19 protein-coding genes, 1 tRNA gene, 1 other RNA gene and 1 pseudogene are annotated in these 18138 nt (G+C 41.5%); 1 reads left to right on the top strand and 21 read right to left on the bottom strand.

Annotated features, from left to right (window positions below):
* Positions 1-4: 4 nt before the first annotated feature.
* The 10 genes and pseudogenes from purC to HMPREF1518_RS01015 all read right to left on the bottom strand — a co-directional run bounded on the left by purC (position 5) and on the right by HMPREF1518_RS01015 (position 9244).
* Entirely contained in the window at positions 5-712 is a 708-nt protein-coding gene (gene purC / locus HMPREF1518_RS01060) for a phosphoribosylaminoimidazolesuccinocarboxamide synthase (protein ID WP_033583550.1), read from the bottom strand.
* A gap of 166 nt (positions 713-878) precedes the next feature.
* Positions 879-2229, bottom strand: a pseudogene (gene comB / locus HMPREF1518_RS01055) (competence pheromone export protein ComB).
* A gap of 12 nt (positions 2230-2241) precedes the next feature.
* Complete coding sequence (gene comA / locus HMPREF1518_RS01050; RefSeq protein WP_033583548.1) at positions 2242-4395, bottom strand: peptide cleavage/export ABC transporter ComA; 2154 nt, start codon at positions 4393-4395, stop codon at positions 2242-2244.
* A gap of 435 nt (positions 4396-4830) precedes the next feature.
* A complete protein-coding gene (locus tag HMPREF1518_RS01045; RefSeq protein ID WP_033583546.1) occupies positions 4831-5019 on the bottom strand; it encodes a hypothetical protein in 189 nt (62 codons plus the stop codon).
* Between the two features lie 38 nt (positions 5020-5057).
* Positions 5058-5228, bottom strand: coding sequence for a H354_08695 family bacteriocin-like peptide (locus HMPREF1518_RS01040; RefSeq protein ID WP_007522555.1), 171 nt, complete (start codon positions 5226-5228; stop codon positions 5058-5060).
* 231 nt (positions 5229-5459) lie between these two features.
* On the bottom strand, positions 5460-5636 hold the full coding sequence (locus HMPREF1518_RS01035) for a class IIb bacteriocin, lactobin A/cerein 7B family (protein WP_007522553.1): 177 nt from the start codon (positions 5634-5636) through the stop codon (positions 5460-5462).
* Positions 5637-6077: 441 nt separating this feature from the next.
* Entirely contained in the window at positions 6078-6314 is a 237-nt protein-coding gene (locus HMPREF1518_RS01030; protein ID WP_000136441.1) for an acyl carrier protein, read from the bottom strand.
* 4 nt (positions 6315-6318) lie between these two features.
* Positions 6319-7311, bottom strand: coding sequence for a phosphate acyltransferase PlsX (gene plsX / locus HMPREF1518_RS01025; RefSeq protein ID WP_033583543.1), 993 nt, complete (start codon positions 7309-7311; stop codon positions 6319-6321).
* Positions 7308-8078: a DNA repair protein RecO gene (recO, locus tag HMPREF1518_RS01020; protein ID WP_000616151.1), complete on the bottom strand. Its 771-nt coding sequence runs from the start codon at positions 8076-8078 to the stop codon at positions 7308-7310. The genes plsX and recO overlap by 4 nt, the downstream gene beginning before the upstream one ends.
* On the bottom strand, positions 8075-9244 hold the full coding sequence (locus HMPREF1518_RS01015; protein ID WP_033583540.1) for a pyridoxal phosphate-dependent aminotransferase: 1170 nt from the start codon (positions 9242-9244) through the stop codon (positions 8075-8077). The genes recO and HMPREF1518_RS01015 overlap by 4 nt, the downstream gene beginning before the upstream one ends.
* A gap of 148 nt (positions 9245-9392) precedes the next feature.
* Here HMPREF1518_RS01015 and HMPREF1518_RS01010 point away from each other — a divergent pair, with 148 nt between their 5' ends.
* Positions 9393-10403, top strand: a complete 1011-nt coding sequence (locus HMPREF1518_RS01010) for a YeiH family protein (RefSeq protein ID WP_033583539.1) — start codon at positions 9393-9395, stop codon at positions 10401-10403.
* A gap of 29 nt (positions 10404-10432) precedes the next feature.
* Here the strand turns inward: HMPREF1518_RS01010 and HMPREF1518_RS01005 are convergent, their stop codons facing one another.
* From HMPREF1518_RS01005 to HMPREF1518_RS00960, 11 genes are all read right to left on the bottom strand, one after another.
* Complete coding sequence (locus tag HMPREF1518_RS01005) at positions 10433-10870, bottom strand: CoA-binding protein (RefSeq protein WP_033583537.1); 438 nt, start codon at positions 10868-10870, stop codon at positions 10433-10435.
* Between the two features lie 119 nt (positions 10871-10989).
* Complete coding sequence (locus HMPREF1518_RS01000; protein WP_000010177.1) at positions 10990-11958, bottom strand: ribose-phosphate diphosphokinase; 969 nt, start codon at positions 11956-11958, stop codon at positions 10990-10992.
* A gap of 214 nt (positions 11959-12172) precedes the next feature.
* Positions 12173-12667 (bottom strand): beta-class carbonic anhydrase, encoded by a 495-nt coding sequence (locus HMPREF1518_RS00995; protein WP_033583535.1) that lies wholly within the window; start codon positions 12665-12667, stop codon positions 12173-12175.
* A 72-nt stretch (positions 12668-12739) separates the two neighbouring features.
* A complete protein-coding gene (gene radA, locus HMPREF1518_RS00990) occupies positions 12740-14101 on the bottom strand; it encodes a DNA repair protein RadA (RefSeq protein ID WP_081730775.1) in 1362 nt (453 codons plus the stop codon).
* A gap of 13 nt (positions 14102-14114) precedes the next feature.
* Positions 14115-14654 (bottom strand): histidine phosphatase family protein, encoded by a 540-nt coding sequence (locus HMPREF1518_RS00985; RefSeq protein ID WP_000691249.1) that lies wholly within the window; start codon positions 14652-14654, stop codon positions 14115-14117.
* A gap of 1 nt (position 14655) precedes the next feature.
* The gene (locus tag HMPREF1518_RS00980; protein ID WP_000701988.1) at positions 14656-15099 is read right to left on the bottom strand and encodes a dUTP diphosphatase; all 444 of its coding nucleotides are present in this window, start codon (positions 15097-15099) and stop codon (positions 14656-14658) included.
* 58 nt (positions 15100-15157) lie between these two features.
* Positions 15158-15251: signal recognition particle sRNA small type (gene ffs / locus HMPREF1518_RS10490), an RNA gene on the bottom strand.
* Between the two features lie 32 nt (positions 15252-15283).
* On the bottom strand, positions 15284-15751 hold the full coding sequence (tadA, locus tag HMPREF1518_RS00975) for a tRNA adenosine(34) deaminase TadA (protein ID WP_033583534.1): 468 nt from the start codon (positions 15749-15751) through the stop codon (positions 15284-15286).
* A gap of 197 nt (positions 15752-15948) precedes the next feature.
* Positions 15949-17235, bottom strand: a complete 1287-nt coding sequence (locus HMPREF1518_RS00970; RefSeq protein ID WP_033583615.1) for an adenylosuccinate synthase — start codon at positions 17233-17235, stop codon at positions 15949-15951.
* 242 nt (positions 17236-17477) lie between these two features.
* Positions 17478-17714, bottom strand: coding sequence for a sigma(X)-activator ComW (gene comW / locus HMPREF1518_RS10955; RefSeq protein WP_000939505.1), 237 nt, complete (start codon positions 17712-17714; stop codon positions 17478-17480).
* 266 nt (positions 17715-17980) lie between these two features.
* Positions 17981-18054 (bottom strand) — tRNA-Asn (locus HMPREF1518_RS00960).
* Positions 18055-18138: the final 84 nt, after the last annotated feature.

Here is an 18138-nt window from a genome sequence, read left to right as displayed (position 1 = left end):
TCCTTTATTTCAGCTCTTGCAATTTTTCCCAAACAACTTCGTAAACGTCTGTTAGTTCACCTAGACCTCTACGGAAAACATCCTTGTCCATGTGGTTACCATCCGCATCCCATAAACGGCAGTTATCTGGCGAAAATTCGTCTGCCAAGATAATCTTGCCATCCTTGTCAAAACCAAACTCTAGCTTAAAGTCAATCAATTTGAGGCCAATCTCAGCAAACCAAGCCTTCAAGAGCTCATTGATACGACGGGTTTCTTCCTTCAAGTAAACAATCTGCTGGTCATCCGCAATTTTAAGGAATTTCACATGCTCGTCATTGATAAAGGGATCATCCAAATCATCATTTTTATAGTAAAATTCGACAATTGGAGTCTCAAATGCGATACCTTCTTCTACGCCAAAACGTTTTGAAAAGGAACCAGCCGTGTAGTTGCGGAGCACAACTTCCAAAGGAATAATCTCCACCTTTTTATTGAGTTGTTCCGTGTCCGAAATTTTCTCCACAAAGTGAGTCGCCACACCAGCCGCATTTAATTTCTCAAAAATAAAAGATGAAATCTGATTATTCAAGACTCCCTTGCCCGCAATCTGCTCCTTCTTGATACCGTTGAAGGCAGTCGCCTGGTCCTTGTAAGTTGAAATAATGAGATTTTCATCCTCTGTTGTATAGATGTCTTTAGCTTTTCCCGAATAGATTAGTTGTTTTGACATTTTAAAGTTCGCCTTTCGTTTTACTTGAGCACATTCTACCACAAAAGTATGAAAAATTCAAGATTTTTACGAATAAATAACGTTTTCCTATTTTAAGCATAAAGAAAAACTGCAAGATAAGCTTCTCTTACAGTTTTAAAATCATTTAACTCTAAAAACACGAACATTACTCTTGGTTCAAAAATTGATCCAAATAATAACGTAGATAACTTTTCCTGCCTGTAATCATCTGCAGGCGACCTTCCACCCCATAGCGAAGTTGTTCTGCCTGCTCAGGAGTCAGACTGGTCTCCGCCTCTATTTTAAAGAAATTTCCCTTTTCAGTCTTGGTAGCTATCGCATCAATATTCGTAATGGCAGAAACAAGAACGAGCTCTTTGTTGGCATCTTTGCTTGTAGTGAAACGAACAGAATCACCGACCTTGAGCCTTGCAACATCTTTTGAACTGAGATAAGCTGTGAGTTTAGTTTTACCTTCTCGTTCCAAGGCTGGGTAGAGTTGAGCGAGCAAGGTGCCTTCTGCAACCATGGTAGAATCACTGGTTTCAGGATTAAGGTGAAGCACACCGTCCTCGCTTGCTATAATTTTCCCCTTGTCCAGCAGACCTCCTTGGACTTTCTTACCCGACTCTGCCTCCAAAATTTTCTGATCCAAAAGGGTTAATTCTTGACCGACTTTGACTAGGTGCTGAGACTTGAGGGATTCAAGCTGACTATCCAGTCCACTTGCGTAGGCTTGTTGAGCTCCAGAACCCGCATACTGCACACGATAAGTAGCTAAACCAGACTCTAGCTGGGCGATTTGTACATCCACCTGAGCAATAACTTGCGATTTAGCTCGTGGATCTTCTGCACCTTGATTTTTATAGGTCTGATAAAATGAGTAGGCTACATTTTGACTATCCAGTTGATCTCCTGTTTCAATCGCCGACTTAGCTGTCTGGTAATCGCGAATTTTAGCCTCTGTTTGACTAATGAGGTTGCCGATTTCGGCTTGGGTTTGACTAGCTGCCGCATTCTGCGAGGAGATGTTGGCATTTTGCTGCGAAACATTGCTCCTAAGACTACTAGCTTGGCTGAGATAGTCTCGAAACATCTCCTGATATCCAAACTTATCCTCCTCTGGAAAGTGGTTCCCCCCCTTCTTGCAGGCTCTTCTGCAAATACTCCAACTGCTTTTTTTGATCCTTGAGCATGTCCAACTGACTAGCATAGGCCTCCGCTTGGACAGCTTCCGCCCCTTGCTGGTACTGAACGAGTAGATCACCCTGCTTGACAAGTTTGTTCTCTTCTAGATAATTGGCCACAATACGTTGATTGCTAGTCGACTGGATGTTGGAAATGATTCGACTAGGTTCGATAGTAGCTCTAGTAGACAAACTAATCTCCTTCTCTGCAAAGACTGCAAATCCAAACAGAAACACGAGCAAAAGCGACATGGGTACAATCACGCGACTGGAAAAATTATGGTAACGACGATGGTAAAACTCTGCGCTTTCTAAAAATTCTGGTTTCATCTTCTCCTCTTTCTAGCTATTGACCAAATGGGCGTAAAATTCACCTCGGGCAAGCAAGTCTGCATGGTTGCCTTCTTCGACAATCTTGCCCTGATCCAAGACAACAACCTTCTCTGTCCGCTCAGCAATGGTCAAGCGGTGAGCAATGAAAATCAAGGTCTTGTCTAAAGCCATGAGATTATCCACGATCCGCTTCTCTGTCAAGATATCCAGACTGCTGGTCGCCTCGTCCAATATCAGAACAGGCGCATCCGTTAAAAGAGCACGCGCCAAAGCAATTCTCTGCCGTTGCCCCCCAGAAATACCTGCCCCATCCGAAGTCAATTCTGTCTGATAATTCAGCGGCATCCGCTCGATATCTTCTCGAATCTCAGCCAATTCAACCGCTCGTAAGATATCTTCCTGAGTCGTCCCTTCCTTGGCTCCAAGGAGCAGATTCTCCAAAATCGTCCCATTAAAGACATAGGGCTGTTGAGGTAGGTAGTTGATATACTGACGCAAGGATTTTTTATCAATCTGATTGAGATTGACACCACCCAGGCTAATCTCTCCCTGACTAGGGTCATAGAAATTAACCATCATCTTGGCTAAGGTCGTCTTACCTGACCCTGAAATCCCCACAAAAGCTACCTTAGACCCTTGCGGAATGGTCAAATTGATATCCGACAAGACATCACGACCATAGCCATACTTATAGTGAACCTGCTTGAAGGTCATCTCTCCCTTCATCATGCTCAAATCTTCTACCGTTTTCTTCTCCTCAAACTCCGAAGCTACTAGATAAACCTCATTTAAGCGATTATTGGCAACCTGCGCTGTCTGAAGTTTGGTTTGTAGGTTAATGATATTTTCCAAAGGATTGGTAAAGTAAACTAGCAGGGTGTTATAGGTAATCAGCTGGCCCAAACTCATTTTCCCATCCATGACCAGAATAGCTCCCAGCCAGAGAACGGCAACATTGAGCAGGAGCTGAGCAACTTTTTTCAGAGCCTTTTGCTGACTTTCTGCCCGACTATAGGTAAAGGATTTTTTCAGATAAGCTACAAATTCCTTATCAATCTTTTGATAGCGTGAGCTTTCACTGGTCAAGGACTTAATCGTCTCAATACCATTGATGTCCTCAATGATAGAGGAAGACAGAACCGCATTGGCTTCCATGGTATCCCGATTCATCTTTTCAAAAGGCTTCATAAAGGCAAAGATGATCACGGTATAGATGGGAAGTGCCAATAAAGTCATGAAAAAGAGATTGGTATTTTGTGAAAATAAAACAAGTGAGATAATCAAAATCGTCGACACATCCAAAAAGATAGACAGAATGGTCGACGCTAGCGCATCGATGATGCTATTGGCGTCCGTAAAGCGAGATACGATCTCTCCTGTCCTGCGTGTCGCGAAAAAGGACATCGGCAGATGAAAAACATGCTTGATATAGGACAAAATCACATCGATGGACAACCGTTGCCCCAGAACAAGTAAGAGGTATTCTTGCGCATAAGACAAAATCTGCTGGAGGATATAGACGATGACTAGTCCTATTGAGATAATGCCCAAGGTCGAGCGCATCTGGTCTGGCACGTAACTATCAATGATGGACTGAAGGTAGTAGGAACCCACAATATTGATCAAGGTTACCAAGAGTGTCGCTAGGACGATATTGGTAATCAAGCCACGCTGTTTGAGTAAGATCGGCAAGAAGGATAGGAGTCCCTGTTTTTTCTCCTTATGAGGTTTATAGTCCGGTGATGGTGCCATAAAAATACTAACCCCTGTCCATTCTTGCTCAAATCGCTCACGGGAAATCTTGGTCAGCTTAACACTAGGATCTGGATCAGCGATATGAATGTGCTTTTTATCCTGACCTATCACCACATAGTAGTGGAGCAACTTCCCTTCCTTGAGCACATGGGCCACAAAAGGAAAGGTCAAATCGGACAAATCAAAGAGTGTCATATCCGCCTTGATAGCCCGTGTTTCAAAACCAATCTCCTCTGCTACCTTTACAAGACCCAATGCAGTTGTCCCATCCATGGTCGTCTTGGCTAACTCTCGCAAGTGAGCTAAGGAGTAATAACTACCATAGTAGCCAAATACCATGGCCAAGGAAGCCACGCCACAATCCATCTGATCCACCTGGGGACGATAGTGCCTTTTCCCAAATTTCATATCCATCTCCTTTTTCTATTAATCTCTTTAAAAATTTGTAAGATTATTTTAACCAAATAAGGATAAAAACAGGAAAATATTCCTAAATAAACCATTTTTGTACCTAAAACGCACCTTAAAAAACATAAACTATCATTTAAATGTAAAAAGGCAGAACAAAAGTTCTGCCTGTTTAAAGTAACCGTTAAAAAATGAATGCCTAGAAATAAACTATTCTGAAATGATATTTCTATAAAGCGAGATAAATGTCATCAAGGATGATGAAATTCTAGGTATGTCAAAACATTCAAACCATGTAGGTAGATGTATCTTGTTTATATCAGCCATGAGTCTAATAATTAGATAAGCCATCGAGCTAAACAATACAGTGGTCTCTGGCCAAGATTTTCGTAGTAATTGAACAACTTTCATCTCAAACTCCAATCTGATGGTCCATCAATTCCCAATCGTACTTTCTTTTGTTTTGTACTTGTATCCTACATAAAATAGACCAAGTAGAATTGGATAGGTTTCTGGATAAAACAAGGTATTGATCGGATTTTTCATAATCAAATACGTTGCGATATAAATAATGATCGATACGACAAAATACCCCTCAGCAAATCCTAATAAGAATTGTTTCATAGCAGACTCCTATTTACTAAAAAACAATCTACTATTTTTTATCCACCTCGTGCTGCCGACTGATAACCATTATATGCCCCCCAAGCTAACAGTCCGATAGCCAAAATACCACCACCAACCACAAGTAACACTCCCCCACCATCAACTTCTTGCAATTCAATATCACTTAACGTAGTATAATTTTGTTCAATAGTTTGTAAATTTGACATATTTGTCCTCCATTTTAATAATAAAAATTAGTTTTCTTTTAATACACCGATAATAATCATCAATACACTCATAACAAATGCAGACAACAGGCCTTTAGTAGTACTGTTGAAAAAAGGTCTATCAAAAACGTAATAATTATATGCAGACAATCCTAAACCAACGGCAGTCACCACAATTGTAATAACGAGTAGTATAATCCAAAATGTTTTCTTGCTCATATTTATCAAAAACTATGGATGAGTAATGTAGTAGAATGTTTTACCAGCAGCTTCACCAACTTGATAAATCCCCCAGCCAATCGCAATACCCACAGAGACTACCTCCCAAGCAATCCCCCCATCCACATCCATCAACTCTTCTTCTGTAAGAGCTACAAAGTTCTGTTCCATTTTGTCAAAGTTTGTCATCTTTTTTCTCCTTTATTTCTATTTTTTAGTTTACGACTTCTAGATCTTAAACCATTTTTAAATCCAGATTGGGAAAATAACTGAAATCATTTCTCCCCTTCCTTTTCTTCTCACTTATCTATTCGAAAAATGATTGAAAATGAGCAGGTAAATTTCATTTATTTCAAATACCATTTGATAAACCATGGCAATAAGATTGGTAAATACATCGCGTAATCTCCTTCCCTTTTTCCTTACCTATCTATTCGAAAAACAATTCAAAAATGAACAATTCATTCATTTTTATTTTAAAAGCCACTTAATGAACCACGGATAAAGACCAGTCACATACATAAACATTCCTCCTTTTATCTTTCTCATCTCTTTATTCGTAATTCCCACTAAAAATTTTTCTTTTTTCTGCAAAACAAAAAAGCAACATGCAAATCATGTTGCTTTTTGCTATTCTTTACTTTTGACAACTGCTACCACATCTCCTACACTTTGCAGTTGGTCAATTTCCTCATCACTGATTTCAATTCCGAATTCATCTTCTAGTGTCAAGACGAACTCCATCAAGTCCACTGAGTCCGCATCTAGGTCATCTTTCAAACTCAAGGCTTCTGTTACGACAAAGTCCTCTCCCTGTCGCTCTTGGATAATGGTTACAATACGGTCAAAAATTTCTTTTTCTGTCATCTTTTTATTCTCCTGAAAATTCACGCGCAGTCTGGGCGACTACGTCTGTTTCTAGCATGGTACGAATCTGGCGAATCGTACTATACACAGCCTTGGCATCACTTGAGCCATGAGTCTTGACAACCGGTGCCTTAACACCAAACAAGACTGCTCCACCAACATCTGAATAGTTGAGTTGCTTTTTCAAACCTTTAAGGCTATCCTTGAGAAGAAGAGCACCTAGTTTCGCTCGAAGACCACCACCTGTGATAGCTGTCTTGAGCAAGCCCATAATTCCCATAGCTGTCCCTTCAATAGATTTGAGCACAGCGTTTCCCGTGAAACCATCTGCCACAACAACATCCGCAACGCCACTCATCAAATCACGCGCTTCCACGTTTCCGACAAAATTCAAGCTTTCATCAGCTGCTAGCAAGGCGTAGGTTTCCTTACGAAGAGGATCACCCTTGCTACTTTCTGTTCCATTATTGAGCAAACCAACACGTGGTTTCGAAATCCCACGAACATTTTTCGCATAAAAGGAACCCAAAACAGCGTATTGGTGCAGATGATGGGCTGTATTTTCCGCATTGGCTCCAAGATCTAGCATGTCAAAGCCTTTGCCATCAATGGTCGGTAAGGTCGACATGAGTCCAGGACGGTCGATATTCTTGATACGACCTACAATGAAGAATCCTGCAGCCAACAAGGCACCTGTATTCCCAGCCGAGAGGACAGCGTCTGCCTCTCCTTCTTTGACTGCCTTAGCCGCTAATACCATACTGGCATTTTTCTTCTTACGAATAGCTTTTGTAGGTTCATCATCAAAATCAATCTTCTCATCCGTATGGATAATGCTGACGCGTTCTGTCGCTGTTAGATATTGCTTGATTTTGCTTTCGTCTCCATAGAGTTGAATCTCAATATCTGAAAAGTCAGCAAGGGCTTGATTGACACCCTCAACGATAGCTTGAGGTGCATAATCGCCCCCCATAGCATCTACTGCAATTTTTTTCATTTGTCTTCCTCTTTTAGTAATTGCCCCCAGTCTGCTAGGGAATCAATAAATTTCTTTGATTTTAGGTGAATTCCAACATACTCTTCGTAGATTTGGTCTATAAACTTGCGCAAGTCTTGCTTGATTTCAGGCTTGAGCGAAATGGTCTCCAAGGTCTCAAAATCAATGGCTTGAAATTGATTGAGTAGATAAGGAATATTGGGATTCAGATGGCAACGTCTCTCATCTTCATGATAATGCTCTGGGCAAAGACAAGCTCCATATTTGAAAGAAAAGTCAAAGGCCTGACCGACCCGATGGCAAAAGACACACTCATTAAAATTGAGACTAATTCCAAATCGAGTCAAGATTTGAATTTCAAAAATATTGGTCAAAACCTGATAATCTAAACCCTCTTCCATCAACTCCAAAGTCTTTTGCAAAAAAGCAAACAAGGGAGCATCCTGCTGGTTATCCTGCAAACTAGCATCTGCAAGAGCTGCTACGTAGGTCGCATAGGCCATGACAAAGAGATCGCTATTAATCTTTGAAAAAGTCATCACCTCATGGTAGTCCTCGATATAGCTGAGCCCATCATCATTGATTCGCAAGAGAAACCGAGCCAACACCAAGGGCTGAATAACCGGAGCTAGTTTGGACTGACCAGCGTGTTTGACGAAAAACATGCGCTTGCCAGCCTGCTCGGTAAAAATCTTGACTAACTTGTCATCCTCACGAAAATTACGATTGTAGAGCACCAAGCCTTGACTCGTGATAGACTGAATCATGCTTCTTTCATGTACTCCTCAAGTCGTTTCATGGCTTCTTTGATAGTCTCCATGCTAGCTGCATAAGATAGGCGAACATAGCCTTCTCCGTAGCGTCCAAAGGCGGCACCAGGGATAAAGGCAACGGCCTTCTTATAGGCAAAATCCTTAAGAAAAGCAAAGGAGTCTTGATTGTAACCTGCTGGAATCTTAGCAAATATATAGAAGGCCCCATCTGGTTTGATAATCTCAAAACCAAGAGCAGTCATCTTTTCGATGATATAATCTCGACGCTGAATGTATTCCTTCTTCATAGGCTCTGCGTCGTTTTTACCAGCCGTCAAGGCTTCCACTGCAGCATGTTGAGCCATAGTGTTTGCGGCAGTGACCAAGTATTGGTGACTCTTGATCAACTGGGCTGTAAAGGCTGCAGGAGCAAAGATAAAGCCTAAACGCCAACCAGTCATAGCATGAGACTTAGATAAACCATTGATAATAATAGCCTGATCTCTCAGCATAGTTCCCAAAGATACATGGGCTTCGCCTGTATAGGTTAATTCTGAGTAAACCTCATCACAGACAACGAAAATCTCATACTTGCGTAAAACGTCCGCCAAGGCTTCCAACTGCTCCCGACTATAGGTAATTCCTGTCGGATTGGCTGGATAGTTGAGAATGACCGCCTTGAGCTTGTCGCCTTGCTCCAAAATAGCCTTTTCCAACATCTCAGGAGTCAAGACAAAACCATTTTCAGTCGTATCAATCTCGACAACCTCTGCCCCAACTAGATTGACAATCGGCTCATAACCTGGATAGGCAGGAGCTGGCAAGAGCACCTTATCTCCCTCTTCCAAAATAGCTGTCAAAGTAGCCGATAAAGCCTCTGTCGCCCCAATTGTAACCAAGATCTCATTTTCAGGATTGTAATCTAGCTGGTATTTTTCTTTTACAAAATCACTGGCTGCCTGACGTAATGTTAACAGACCACTCATCCCTGTATAGTAGGATTGGTTCTGGTCGATGGCTCGCTTAGCCGCTTCCTTAACATGATCTGGCGTTGTAAAATCAGGTTCTCCCAAGGTCAAACGCAAGACCCCAGGAATCTCCGAAATAGCCTGGTCAAACTGACGAATCAACGAAACTTGAATCTTATCTAATTGTTTATTAAAGCGCTTAGTTAAGTCCATAGATACCTCCTACTCTCAAAACGTATCTCTATTATACTACAAAAGCCCCCCGACCGCAAAAATACATTATAGAATAGCTTTCCACTTTCTATTTTACTTTTCCTGTTTACAGGTCTATAATGGTAACAGATTATGATTGGAGGTTTTTATGTCATTTCTATCAAAAAATGGTGCAGGCATCTTCACCTGCCTTTTGATTTCTCTTCTCGCTTGGTATCTGGGTGGGTTCTTTCCTGTTATTGGTGCACCTGTTTTTGCAATCTTTATGGGAATGCTCCTACACCCCTGGCTCTCGCCCTACAAACAACTAGATGCTGGTTTGACCTTTAGTTCTAAAAAATTACTCCAGTATGCCGTCATCTTGCTTGGTTTTGGTCTCAATATCTCGCAAGTATTCGCGGTCGGGCAATCTTCGCTCCCTGTTATCCTCTCCACCATTTCGATTTCCTTGATTGTCGCCTACCTCTTCCAGCGCTTTTTTGATTTGGATACTAAATTGGCTACCTTGATTGGAGTGGGGTCTTCGATTTGTGGTGGTTCTGCCATTGCTGCGACAGCACCCGTTATCCATGCCAAGGAAAAAGAAGTAGCCCAAGCTATCTCCGTTATCTTTTTCTTCAATGTCTTAGCGGCACTCATCTTTCCGACCCTGGGAACTTGGCTACACCTATCCAACGAAGGCTTTGCCCTCTTTGCGGGTACTGCGGTCAACGATACTTCTTCTGTAACGGCCACAGCTAGCGCCTGGGACAGTCTTTACCAAACCAATACCCTTGAGTCCGCAACCATTGTTAAACTCACGCGCACCTTAGCGATCATTCCCATCACTCTCTTTCTCTCCTACTGGCAAAGTCGCCAGCAAGAAAATAAACAAGGCGTACAACTGAAAAAAGTTTTCCCACTTTTTATCCTTTATTTTATCCTGGCCTCCCTCTTAACGACTCTCCTTACCTCTTTCGGTGTGCCCAGTAGCTTCTTTACCCCTCTCAAACAACTCTCTAAATTCTTTATCATCATGGCCATGAGTGCCATCGGTCTCAAAACCAATCTGATTGCCATGGTTAGATCCAGTGGTAAATCTATCGTCCTCGGAGCCCTTTGCTGGATTGCCATCATCCTCACCAGTCTTGGCATGCAAGCATTGATTGGTACTTTATAACACAAAAAAGGTAGCCCATGGCTACCTTTTTATTGCTCAAGAATTAAGCGAGTATGTTCTCTCTTGATACAGCGATTCATCACAATGTCATCGCATCCCCCAGCACGCAGGATTTCTTCCGCTTCTAGATTTTCTAGCCCTAGTTGTGCCCAAAAAATCTTGGCATCAGCCTTGAGAAAATCACGCGCCACATCTGGTAAAAACTCGCTACGTCGGTATACATTGACAATGTCCACAGGAAAAGGAATCTCAGCTAGACTCGCATAAGCCTTTTCTCCCAAGATTTCCCCACCTGCAGCCTTGGGATTAACTGGAATGATTTTATAGCCCCGAGCTTGCATTTCCTTGGTTACTCGATTACTAGTTGTTTCCTCACGGTCAGACAAACCCACTACCGCTAACGTTTTACTGGTCGCCAGATACTGACGGATTACACCATCACTTGGATTGATAAATTCTTGACTCATAGAGATCCTCCTTTTTTCTCAGTATAGCATATTTTGAAAAGGCTTGCAGATTTTGACTATAAAAATCTCCTAGCAAGAAAAGAAACTTGCTAGGAGAACGATCTATTTCAAGTGAAAGATTAAATCTTTTTCTCAATACAAAATAGAGGAGAAAGAGGACGCTTTTCGTGGATACGAACGATGGCATCTCCTAAGAGGTGGGCAATAGAGATCTGTTCAATCTTATCAATCAAACGCTCTTCTGGTAGGTAGATGGTATCCAAAACAACCAATTTTTTAATAGCTGATTTTTGGATATTGTCCATAGCTGGCCCAGAAAGAACTGGGTGCGTACAGCTTGCATATACTTCAACAGCACCTGCTTCAGCAAGAGCGTCCGCTGCATGACAAATAGTTCCAGCTGTATCGATCATATCGTCAATCAAGATACAAGTCTTACCTTCTACTTTACCAATGATGTTCATCACTTCACTGGTATTCATCTTGTCTACACTACGGCGTTTGTCAATAATCGCAATCGGAGTTTTCAAAAACTCCGCCAATTTACGAGCACGAGTCACCCCACCATGGTCTGGACTGACAACCACGTAGTCAGAGCCAACCATGCCACGACGTTCAAAATAGTCCGCAATCAATGGAGCACCCATCAAGTGATCTACAGGAATATCAAAGAATCCCTGAATCTGTGCAGCGTGCAAATCAATCGTCAACAAACGATCTACCCCAGCAACTTCTAGCATGTTTGCAACGAGTTTTGCAGTGATTGGCTCACGCGCGCGCGCTTTTCTATCCTGACGTGCATAGCCATAGTAGGGCATAACAACATTGACAGATTCTGCACTAGCACGCTTCAATGCGTCCACCATAATCAAAATTTCAAGTAAATTATCATTTACAGGTGAACTAGTTGATTGTAGGATAAAGACGTGTTTTCCACGGATTGATTCTTCTATGTTGACTTGAATCTCCCCATCTGAAAATTGGCGAACAGTCGATTTCCCCAACTCTATCCCAATCTCTTGCGCCACACGCTCTGCCAATTCTCTATTAGAAGAAAGGGCAAACAGCTTTAAATCAGAAAAAGACATGATTTCCTCCGGTATTTATGTATCACTTGTTTTTTACACAACATTTTCCATCTACCATTGTAGCGCTTTTTCCTTTATTTTTCAATCAAAAATAAAACAAGAGCAAACATTTATACCCTTGTTTTATACTATTTTATATTAGCTATATTAAAACTAAAAATCCTACATTTTAACAATCGATTTTATGCTAGGATGAGATTTTTTCGAGACAAAGTTAGTATACCTCTCTCATACTTCCTGTATCCACATCATAGACAGCACCTGAAATAACCACATCATCAGGAATTAGTGGAGATTCTTGAAGCAATTGCATATCCTCTCTCACGCTCTCTTCAACATCCTGAAATGGTAAAAAGTCTTGACCAGACACATCAACTCCAAGCTCGAGTTTCAAATGTTCATGAAAACTTTCATTTTGAAAGGTTTGAGCTCCACAGTCTGTATGGTGAAGCACCACGATTTCTCTTGTCCCCATTTGTTGCTGGGAAATCACCAGTGAACGAATCATGTCCTCAGTTACTCGACCACCCGCATTCCGCAAGATATGAGCATCCCCAAGGGCCAAACCTAGAGCTTGCGCAACGTGTAGACGTGAGTCCATACAGGTCACGATAGCTACTCTGGTTTTGGGTTTAAGTGGCAGATTTAACTGCCCATGTAGGGCAACATAAGCCTGATTGGCTTGCATAAACTGTTCAAAATACGACACGATTCCCTCCTCAAAAATTTGACAATCAAATATTTCTCCTATCTTATCATTTTTAAGAAGATTTGTCACGGATTATGCAAAGACCTTTTTCAAAACTTCCTGAATCGTTGTCACACCAATGACTTCAATTTCCTTGGGTGGAGTGATTCCTGTCAAGGAATTCTTGGGTACATAAATCTTGGTAAAGCCCAGTTTTGCCGCTTCATTGATGCGTTGTTCGATACGATTCACGCGTCGAATTTCTCCGGTCAGGCCCAGTTCACCCACAAAACATTCCTGAGGATTGGTAGGCTTGTCCTTGTAGCTTGAAGCAATGGCAACCGCAACAGCTAAGTCAATGGCAGGTTCATCCAATTTGACACCGCCAGCAGATTTGAGATAGGCATCCTGATTTTGCAAGAGAAGCCCTGCACGTTTTTCCAAAACAGCCATAATTAGACTTGCACGATTGAAGTCAAGCCCTGTCGTCGTACGCTTGGCATTTCCAAACATGGTCGGTGTCACCAATGCTTGAACCTCCGCCAAAATCGGACGGGTACCTTCCATGGTTACCACGATGGATGAACCAGTGGCCCCATCCAAACGCTCTTCTAGGAAAACTTGACTCGGATTGAGCACCTCAACCAATCCGCCCGACTGCATCTCAAAGATGCCAATCTCATTAGTGGAACCAAAACGGTTTTTGACTGCTCTCAAGATACGAAAGGTATGGTGACGTTCCCCTTCAAAGTAAAGCACCGTATCCACCATATGTTCCAACATACGTGGACCAGCCAAGGTTCCTTCCTTGGTCACATGCCCTACGATAAAAATAGCAATGTTATTAGTCTTCGCCAACTGCATGAGTTCAGCTGTCACCTCACGCACCTGAGAAACAGACCCCTGCACCCCTGAAATTTCAGGAGACATAATGGTCTGGATAGAGTCGATGATGAGAAAATCTGGTTGGATGCGCTCCACCTCAGCTCGAACGCTCTGCATATTGGTTTCTGCATAGAGATAAAACTCGCTATCAATATCTCCCAAGCGCTCTGCTCGTAGCTTAATCTGCTGAGCAGACTCCTCCCCACTGACATAGAGAACCGTACCCACTTGGGACAACTGGGTTGAAACTTGTAGGAGAAGGGTTGATTTCCCGATTCCTGGATCCCCACCGATAAGGACGAGACTCCCTGGTACCACTCCACCTCCAAGCACACGGTTGAATTCCTCCATCTCCGTCTTGGTTCGATTGACGTTGATTGAAGTCACCTCAGCCAGTTTCATAGGCTTGGTTTTCTCACCTGTCAAGGACACACGCGCATTCTTGACCTCTGCACCCTCAACCTCTTCTACAAAAGAAGACCAAGACCCACAGTTAGGACAACGTCCCAGATATTTAGGGGAATTATACCCACAATTTTGACATACAAATGTCGCTTTTTTCTTTGCGATGATAAACCTCTTTCTATATCTCTAACTCACACTCAATCACTTGGCAAAAATCAATCTTCTCATTTGGCACAAACTGGCGCATGAGCATTCCGTGAGTTACAATGATAATAGTTTTATAATTTTTATATTTTTCCAAAGTTCTTAAAAAACGATGACGCATCTCTAGATCAGTTTCATAGCGATAAGGAGAATCTTCAGATAAACCTCCTTGATGTTTTAGATAATATTCATGAGCTACCAATACACTAGTTAAATCAGAGTTAGTGCCATCTAAGTCTGGACGCCACTCATGAAAAAACGGCTCCACAAATAAGTCCAATCCTGTTTCAACTGCTATATAATGGGCTGTTTCTAAAGCCCTCGTCACAGACGATGAAATAATAATCTCTGCCTTTCCAAAACATGCAGTTTTAGCAACTTCTTTTGCCAGACTGCGACCTTTTCCTGTCAATGGTGCTAAATCACGACCAAAACCACTATAGAGTTGCGGATTTTCAAGTTTATCAAGCATACTATAATCTGGCTCCCCGTGGCGTACAAAGATAATTTTCATCTTAGTGCCCAGTCGAACCAAATCCACCTGTCCGAACCCCGTCTGCCTCATCTCCGTCTGCAATTAAGAAAGGCGCAAAGACAGCCTGAACCACACGTTCCCCAACTTCAAGAACTACTTCCTGGTCCGTAATATTTTTCATCTGAGCAAAGATATGTCCCTCATTCCCGGGATTGCCATAATAATCCCCATCAATAACTCCAACTGAGTTAATTAAAACCAAGCCCTTTTTACGAGGGTTTGAAGAGCGATCATAAAGGTAGAGGACCTCAGTTGGTTGCATATAAGCCTTAACCCCTGTCGGAACTAAGACAATCTCTCCTGGTGCGATCACCGTACGCACGGCAACCTTTAAGTCATAGCCAGCCGCATGAGCTGTCTCACGCTTGGGCAATAAATTTTCATCTGTAAAACTCGAAACCAATTCAAAACCACGAATTTTCATATTTTTCTCTTTTCTATTATCATTATTCTAGGCTATTTTATCTTATTTATTCGAAAAAAGCACGAAAAAAGAGCACACAATTCACATCGCTTAGGGCTGCTGGATTCCTCCCCTGACCCGCTTCACGCAGAACTGTTGCTCCACTATTTATTATACCACATTCCCCTCTGTTTTTAAAGAGAAATTATTTTTTCCGTCGATTTCGGAAAAAATCCTGCATAATCGCTGCACACTCACTCTCCAAAACTCCCGTTTCAACCTTTACACGATGATTGAGACGCTCATCTGTCAAAATATCATACAAACTTCCAGCTGCACCAAATTTCTGATTCTTAGCCCCGTAGACTACGTTTGGAATACGGGCAAGCCCGATTGCCCCACTACACATCACACAGGGCTCTATGGTCACAAAAAGGGTGCAATCTAGTAAACGCCAGCTCTCTTCACTCAGATTAGCATTTTCAATAGCCATGATTTCTGCATGCATGACTGCCCGTTGCAACTCCTCACGAGCATTATGCCCCCTACCAATGATTTCTCCATCCTTGACAATCACACAGCCAATTGGAATTTCATCGTGTTCTAGAGCAATTTCTGCCTCTTTCAAGGCCTCTCTCATGAAGCTTTCTTTTTCTTCAACTGTATAATTCATTGATTATTCCTTTTCCTACTTGTCGATTCTATTATATCATGATTCCCAAGACAAAAAAAGCCACCGAATGCGGTGACTTAATAGGGAGATTATTATGAAAAAGAAAAGTTTAGGATATTTGTTACAACAAGTTAGGAGGTCTTCTTGTAACTGTCTATAGTATACCCGACCTATCTTAAACTAATCTTAAAAATCTCCTATGACCAAACACTTTCTAAAATATTAGTTTGTTCACGATCAGGACCTACTGAGAAAGTAGAAATACGAACCCCAACCAACTCGCTTACACGACGAACATAGTTACGTGCATTCTCAGGAAGGTCTTCTAAATTACGGACTCCAGTGATATCTTCTGACCAACCTGGCAATTTCTCATAGATTGGCTTGCAGCGTTTCAACTGCTCAAGACTAGCAGGATAGTAGTCAATACGTTGACCATCAAGATCATAGGCCACACAGATTTTCACAGTATCCAAACCACTCAAAACATCTATAGAGTTCAATGAAAGATTGGTAATCCCAGATACACGGCGGCTGTGACGCATCACAACTGAGTCAAACCAACCCACACGACGTGGACGACCAGTTGTTGTACCGTATTCATGACCTACTTCGCGAATGCGATCTCCCACTTCATCAAACAATTCAGTCGGGAAAGGTCCGTCCCCTACACGACTCGTATAGGCTTTACAAACACCTACAACCTTGTCAATCTTACTTGGACCAACACCAGACCCAATTGTTACACCACCAGCGACAGGGTTTGAAGAAGTAACAAATGGATAAGTACCTTGGTCAATATCCAACATAACACCTTGCGCACCTTCAAACAGCACACGTTTGCCATTATCAAGCGCATCGTTCAAGATAACAGAAGTATCTGTCACGTATTGCTTGATTTGTTGACCATACTCATAATACTCTTCAAAAATATCATCAACTGAAATAGGTTCACTATCATACAATTTTTCAAACAAACGATTCTTTTCCGCAAGATTGCGTTCCAAACGCTCACGGAAAATTTCTTTATCCAAAAGATCTGCAATACGGATACCTACACGGGCTGCCTTGTCCATATAGGCTGGACCGATTCCCTTTATTGTAGTACCAATCTTATTGTCACCTTTAGCCTCTTCTTGCAAGCGATCCAACTCAATGTGGTAAGGCAAAATAACATGCGCACGATCAGAGATACGTAGATTATCTGTTGTAACACCTTCTTCATGCAGATAAGACAATTCTTTCACAAGAGATTTAGGGTTTACAACCATACCGTTTCCAATAACTGAAATTTTTTCAGGGAAGAAAATTCCAGATGGAATCAAGTGCAACTTAAACTTTTTACCATCAATAACAATGGTGTGACCTGCATTATCACCACCTTGGTAACGAGCAATCACTTCCGCATTGGCTGAAAGAAAATCTGTAATTTTTCCTTTACCTTCATCGCCCCATTGGGTACCTACAACAACAACTGAAGTCATAATAAATTTCGTCTGAGCTACTAGGAGCTCGTCCTTTCTCATACACATGGCAGGAATTTCACCCACAATTATATCTTACAACTTATTATAAGAAAAAAACACTTTTTTATCAAGAAGAAACAGTAGAAAAGATTTGGGATTTCTGTAAATAACAAAATCCAAAACCTTAAAAATTAAATAAAATCCTAAAAAATATAAAATCAATACAGATTATTGTTCGTGATATATGATTTATGAGTTTCTTATTGGATAAGAGTTGTACCACCTTGCAGGAATTCATCTAGATATAGACGATAAGCTGTTTTAAAGTGATATAGTGAAAAGTCCCTGTCACTTTTTATTTTAAATCGGATTAAATAATATAGTAAAAAACGAAGATGAAGTGATTCCCACTCAGCACAACTCTGGCCTAAAGAGGCATATTCTTGTTCAACTAGTTTCAAAAAAACAAATGCTCGGTCATAAAATTTCTGAAGCATATAAAAATTCCCTTTCTTATTACTAACACTAGTCTAACAAAAAAAGGAACTAAAAAAGCTTCAAATCCTATAAAAGAAGAATTTAAAGCTAAACGAACTAAAAATAAAATAAAGAGGTAATTATAGGTACAAAAACTAAGACTTAGATTTTCAACTATCTACTTCACTTAAAAGTCATAACTACCCGTCTATGTACTTCACCTGACGGAGCAAGACGAACTAATAGTCACATAAAAAAACGTTCAATTGAACGTTTTTTGTCAGTACTCCGCCAGTAGGACTCGAACCTACGACATCATGATTAACAGTCATGCGCTACTACCAACTGAGCTATGGCGGATAAAAGCTAAGCCGTACTTCCATATCTCACAGGGGGCAACCCCCAACTACTTCCGGCGTTCTAGGGCTTAACTGCTGTGTTCGG

The organism is Streptococcus sp. SR1, assembly GCF_000526075.1.
Lineage (GTDB): Bacteria > Bacillota > Bacilli > Lactobacillales > Streptococcaceae > Streptococcus > Streptococcus halitosis.
Note: the sequence above shows the minus strand (reverse complement) of the source record. Positions and strands in the feature narration are given on the sequence as shown.

What these genes read in the sequence shown, in the direction of transcription:
- HMPREF1518_RS01005 (WP_033583537.1), bottom strand. Translation starts at nt 10,870, where the DNA reads ATGAGTCAAGAATTTATCAATCCAAGTGATGGTGTAATCCGTCAGTAT.
- HMPREF1518_RS01030 (WP_000136441.1), bottom strand. Translation starts at nt 6,314, where the DNA reads ATGACAGAAAAAGAAATTTTTGACCGTATTGTAACCATTATCCAAGAG.
- HMPREF1518_RS00980 (WP_000701988.1), bottom strand. Translation starts at nt 15,099, where the DNA reads ATGAAAATTCGTGGTTTTGAATTGGTTTCGAGTTTTACAGATGAAAAT.
- HMPREF1518_RS00970 (WP_033583615.1), bottom strand. Translation starts at nt 17,235, where the DNA reads ATGACTTCAGTTGTTGTTGTAGGTACCCAATGGGGCGATGAAGGTAAA.
- HMPREF1518_RS01040 (WP_007522555.1), bottom strand. Translation starts at nt 5,228, where the DNA reads ATGTCAAATTTACAAACTATTGAACAAAATTATACTACGTTAAGTGAT.
- HMPREF1518_RS01045 (WP_033583546.1), bottom strand. Translation starts at nt 5,019, where the DNA reads ATGAAACAATTCTTATTAGGATTTGCTGAGGGGTATTTTGTCGTATCG.
- comW (WP_000939505.1), bottom strand. Translation starts at nt 17,714, where the DNA reads ATGCTTCAGAAATTTTATGACCGAGCATTTGTTTTTTTGAAACTAGTT.
- tadA (WP_033583534.1), bottom strand. Translation starts at nt 15,751, where the DNA reads ATGAATTATACAGTTGAAGAAAAAGAAAGCTTCATGAGAGAGGCCTTG.
- HMPREF1518_RS01015 (WP_033583540.1), bottom strand. Translation starts at nt 9,244, where the DNA reads ATGGACTTAACTAAGCGCTTTAATAAACAATTAGATAAGATTCAAGTT.
- HMPREF1518_RS01035 (WP_007522553.1), bottom strand. Translation starts at nt 5,636, where the DNA reads ATGACAAACTTTGACAAAATGGAACAGAACTTTGTAGCTCTTACAGAA.
- HMPREF1518_RS01010 (WP_033583539.1), top strand. Translation starts at nt 9,393, where the DNA reads ATGTCATTTCTATCAAAAAATGGTGCAGGCATCTTCACCTGCCTTTTG.
- HMPREF1518_RS01000 (WP_000010177.1), bottom strand. Translation starts at nt 11,958, where the DNA reads ATGTCTTTTTCTGATTTAAAGCTGTTTGCCCTTTCTTCTAATAGAGAA.
- purC (WP_033583550.1), bottom strand. Translation starts at nt 712, where the DNA reads ATGTCAAAACAACTAATCTATTCGGGAAAAGCTAAAGACATCTATACA.
- plsX (WP_033583543.1), bottom strand. Translation starts at nt 7,311, where the DNA reads ATGAAAAAAATTGCAGTAGATGCTATGGGGGGCGATTATGCACCTCAA.
- recO (WP_000616151.1), bottom strand. Translation starts at nt 8,078, where the DNA reads ATGATTCAGTCTATCACGAGTCAAGGCTTGGTGCTCTACAATCGTAAT.
- HMPREF1518_RS00985 (WP_000691249.1), bottom strand. Translation starts at nt 14,654, where the DNA reads ATGAAAATTATCTTTGTACGCCACGGGGAGCCAGATTATAGTATGCTT.
- comA (WP_033583548.1), bottom strand. Translation starts at nt 4,395, where the DNA reads ATGAAATTTGGGAAAAGGCACTATCGTCCCCAGGTGGATCAGATGGAT.